We start from the raw sequence: 634 nt of genomic DNA, 5'->3' as shown, positions 1-634 counted from the left end.
TCTCAAGAGCTTAAAAGACAAAGCATGCATTAAGAGGAGGTTATTATGATAAAAAAGAAATACAAACTGACTGATGAGACAATTAAAGTTGATAGAATAACGCTTTACCGTATCCGTGCATTAAAAGACTTTGGAGATGTTAAAAAAGGTGATCTTGGTGGCTTTGTAGAGAGTGAAAGAAATCTTAGCCATGATGACAATTGTTGGGTTGGTGATGAGGCGTGGGTTTATGAAAATGCATATGTCTATGAAAACGCTAAGGTTTATGAAGATGCCGAAGTCTATAATAACGCAAAAGTTGGTGGTAATGCCATAGTAGCTGGCAAAACAGCATTTTATGGAAGTGATGCTATCTTAAGGTAGGGGCAAAAACCATGGAAAAGAAATACAAACTGACTGATGAAACAATTGAGTTTGATGGCAAAACCCTTCACCGTATTCGTGCTTTAAGGGATTTTGATGATGTTAAAGCAGATGACCTAGGCGGTTTTATACAAAAAGAAGACAATCTAAGTCATGATGGCAATTGCTGGATTGGGGATTATGCAAAAGTCTATGGTAATGCCAAGGTTTTTGGTAATGCTAAGGTTTACGAAAATGCACAAGTTTACGGTTATGCACATGTTTACGGCAA

At 37.1% G+C, this 634-nt stretch carries 1 protein-coding gene and 1 pseudogene; both read left to right on the top strand.

Annotated elements, in window-relative coordinates:
• The first annotated feature begins 45 nt into the window (after nt 1-45).
• Nucleotides 46-363 (top strand): hypothetical protein, encoded by a 318-nt coding sequence (locus tag ACFINO_RS10925; protein ID WP_375639942.1) that lies wholly within the window; start codon nt 46-48, stop codon nt 361-363.
• An 11-nt stretch (nt 364-374) separates the two neighbouring features.
• Nucleotides 375-634, top strand: a pseudogene (locus ACFINO_RS10920) (hypothetical protein); the annotation flags it as partial.

This window comes from Bartonella sp. AA83SXKL (genome assembly GCF_042196965.1).
Lineage (GTDB): Bacteria > Pseudomonadota > Alphaproteobacteria > Rhizobiales > Rhizobiaceae > Bartonella.
Note: the sequence above shows the minus strand (reverse complement) of the source record. Positions and strands in the feature narration are given on the sequence as shown.